Origin of the sequence: Marinibacterium profundimaris (genome assembly GCF_002210095.1) — a bacterium.
Lineage (GTDB): Bacteria > Pseudomonadota > Alphaproteobacteria > Rhodobacterales > Rhodobacteraceae > Marinibacterium > Marinibacterium profundimaris.
The window spans coordinates 1-3095 of sequence record NZ_AQQR01000050.1; the positions used below are offsets into that span (position 1 = coordinate 1).

Sequence of the window (3095 nt, forward strand, 5' to 3'; positions counted from 1 at the left end):
AGGGAATCCCTTGCGATTCAGGTTTTGAGCCGGACGCTTTAGGTATCGCGGCGGGGTCTGCCGACGAATCGTCGCTTCTGAAGGATTGAGCGATTGGCACCGAATAGCCGATTAGACGAGCCCGAGGCGCTCTGCCCGCTCCAGCAACATTCTGACTGAGGAAGGCTGCCAGCTGGTGCGACCGCGAGGGGTGCGCTCACGCATGGATTCCAGTCGGTCGCAGATTGCCTGCAAGGTGATCTCGGGGTCAGCACCTTTGATTGCGGCGACAATCGCGGGCAGGCGATCGTCGGTTTCGCGACGTCCAGCGCGTCCAAGCACTTCAGCGGGCAGGAATCCGTCCGCCACGTATGCCTTCACGGCGCGGAGCAGGCGGCTTTGCGTCCAGCGCCGATCATGGGGCAGGGGGCCATTGATGATCCGCAGGACGTCTTCCCAAGCCATATCGGGGCGCAAACGGCGCACCTGGGGCAACCAATCCTGCGCTGTCTCGTGCAGGCGCTCCATGTAGCCGTCCTGTCGTGCCAACCGCACCTTGCGCAGCGCTTCGGGGTCCTTGGCGCGAAGACCTGGGTTGCCGCCGACGCGGCCCTTTGAGCGTGCCGAGGCAAGTCCGGCCTTGGTACGCTCGCGGATCAGAGCGCGTTCGAACTCAGCCGCAGCGCCGAGAACCTGTAGCGTGAACTTGCCCTGAGGCGAGGCAGTGTCGATCGGGTCCTGGAGCGAGCGGAAGAACGCCCCCTTGGCCTCCAGGCGCTCGATCACTTCCAGCAAGTGCGACAGAGACCGCGCAAGCCGGTCAATCCGCACGACGACTAAGGTGTCGCCCTTGCTGATCCTTTCAAGCACCCGTGCGAGCACCGGCCGCGCCCGATTGCCGCCCGAGGCGTGCTCTTCAAAGATCTCGGCACATCCCGCAGTTTGCAGGGCCTCAGACTGGGGCAGGGGGGTCTGATCCTCGGTCGATACACGTGCATAGCCTATCAGGGGCATGAAACTGGGCCGTTTGCAATTTAATATATTGTCAATAAACGACCGTTTGAAAACGAATGCAAGGGCGCTCTCTGTGGCCCTGCTCAACGTAAAGCCCTTGGTTTCTATGCAGCGAGCGCGATCAGAGAGCCCTCGTCGACCATCGCCTGTGCGTGCTATATAAGAAGCGTGGGTGCACTCTGACAAAACCCTTGGGTAAAATGCAAAACTCCAGTATTTTGCACATATGAAGCCTCAAGCACCTGCCTTTCATGATGAATCTGAAACTCTCTTCCTCGACGCTGAGGAGGTGGAACAGTCGCCCGAGGGCGATCTTTGGTTCCTGCCCGGTCCCATGGAAGAGGAGCCGGATTATCTGCCCCCGGGACCACGGGCCGAGCCGCGTGAAGCCGAGGCCCTCGACGACTGGCGGAAAGCAGAAGCGGGTCATGCCGCGCAACTTGCCCGTGTGGCCGGTCGCGTCGGCGCGCTGGACGACCGGCTGAAGCGCGGCCCGGAAGGATGGCGGCACAGGTTAGCCCTGATCGAGGCTGCCGACCTCAGCTGGTTCGTGGGTGACCGCATCGGCCCGGATCGGCTGGCGCTCTGGATCTCAATGCGCATTTCCGGCCTGCAAGACGACACCGCGGCACTCGCGCGTGTTGGTTGGGCGCTGCGTCGTCTGACTGGGGGGCCAGGCCCAGAGGTGGACTTGTCTGCTTTTCTCGATCGCCGCGATCCCGAGAACATGGCAGATCAAGCCGAGGCCTTCGCGGATCGCGCGGGCGGTTGGCTGGATCTGATGGCACAAGCCGCCGATCTTCACCCTGTGACCCGCGCCTGTGTGGGCTTTCACTTTTGGAGCCTCGCGGGCCTCGGACAGCAGGGCGATCGAATGGAAGCGGCAATCACCGCTGTGCGGATCGCGGCCACCGAGGGCAAAGGCGCAGTCTTTGCGCCTCTGGCTATGGGTGGGGCAGGGGGGCTTCGCGCCGGTGGTCCGCCCGCGGACCGCCTGGCGCGCTGGCTTGACGGGATGGAGACGGCGTGTCTGACCGCGATGCGACACCTCGACGATATCGAGGCATGGTCAGCGAGGGCGGCAGCCGACATGACCTCGCTCTCGGGCAAGACCCCACGCGCGTTGCGCGCCCTGCTGACCGAATGGCCCCTAGTCTCCGCTCCGATGGCTGAGACCCTTACAGACTCGAGCCGCGCCGCGGTCCAGCGTAACCTCGCCTGGATGGAAGCGCGGGGTCTGGTCCGAGAGCTAACCGGGCAAGGACGCTATCGGATGTGGCGCACCACGAACTGAAGGCCGCAGAAGACTTCGCCGATTTTGCTGGCGGCCAAGGTGACCTTCATAACTCGCGCGCCAGTAGGGCGTGAAGAAACCCGTATGCAGTTAATGCATTTGTTGCACCCAGTTAACGTGACATCACCGTTGAATGTGTTATGATCCGCGAGAAAGACTTCAGAGGGGCGTGGATCGCGCAACCCCAAGCGCTTTGCTCTCGCCCTTTGCTGCCTGCCTTATACGGGAGGACACATCATGCGACGGGAGGCGCATCATGTAGAGAAGGTGATCCGCGTGGTCGAATCCGGGTCGGACGCGGCGCGTTCGCCTCTGGCGGCATCTTGGCGGCGCTCGATGGAGCATCACGGTCTTGATCCCGCCAATGACAAAGCGCCTTATCTGATCGAATGCAGCGAACTGGCTCGACGCCGGGACGAACTCGGAAGACTCCTCGCAATGGCGACGCCGAAGCTGGATGAGCTTTTCGCGCTTGTCGGCGCCTCGGGCTGCGGGGTTCTGTTGACCGATGCAACCGGGATCGTGCTCGACCTCAGATGCGCCGATGCGGATGCAGCAACCTTTCGCAACTGGGGTCTTCACCCCGGTGCCGACTGGAGCGAGGCGCACGAGGGCACGAACGGGATCGGCACCTGCCTGGCCGAAAAGCGCCGGATCACCATCCATCGCGAGGATCATTTTTTCGCGCGGAACACGGCCCTCAGCTGCATGGATGCGCCAATCTTCGGGGCGGATGGACACATTCTTGCGGCACTCGATGTCTCATGTCGCGTAGCCCTTAATTGGGCTCTGCCTCACTTTGTGTGGT

3 protein-coding genes are annotated in these 3095 nt (G+C 62.6%); 2 read left to right on the top strand and 1 reads right to left on the bottom strand.

Annotated features, from left to right (window positions below; genetic code table 11):
* Positions 1–111: 111 nt before the first annotated feature.
* Positions 112–993, bottom strand: a complete 882-nt coding sequence (locus tag ATO3_RS28275; protein WP_088653055.1) for a recombinase family protein — start codon at positions 991–993, stop codon at positions 112–114.
* 226 nt (positions 994–1219) lie between these two features.
* Here ATO3_RS28275 and ATO3_RS28280 point away from each other — a divergent pair, with 226 nt between their 5' ends.
* Both ATO3_RS28280 and ATO3_RS28285 read left to right on the top strand, forming a co-directional pair.
* The gene (locus tag ATO3_RS28280; protein ID WP_027263654.1) at positions 1220–2287 is read left to right on the top strand and encodes a hypothetical protein; all 1068 of its coding nucleotides are present in this window, start codon (positions 1220–1222) and stop codon (positions 2285–2287) included.
* A 237-nt stretch (positions 2288–2524) separates the two neighbouring features.
* Positions 2525–3095, top strand: a 571-nt coding sequence (locus ATO3_RS28285) for a GAF domain-containing protein (RefSeq protein WP_143747423.1), incomplete at its 3' end; no start/stop codon positions are given.

Coding starts and splice junctions, on each gene's coding strand:
- ATO3_RS28275 (WP_088653055.1), bottom strand. CDS start 993: ATGCCCCTGATAGGCTATGCACGTGTATCGACCGAGGATCAGACCCCC.
- ATO3_RS28280 (WP_027263654.1), top strand. CDS start 1,220: ATGAAGCCTCAAGCACCTGCCTTTCATGATGAATCTGAAACTCTCTTC.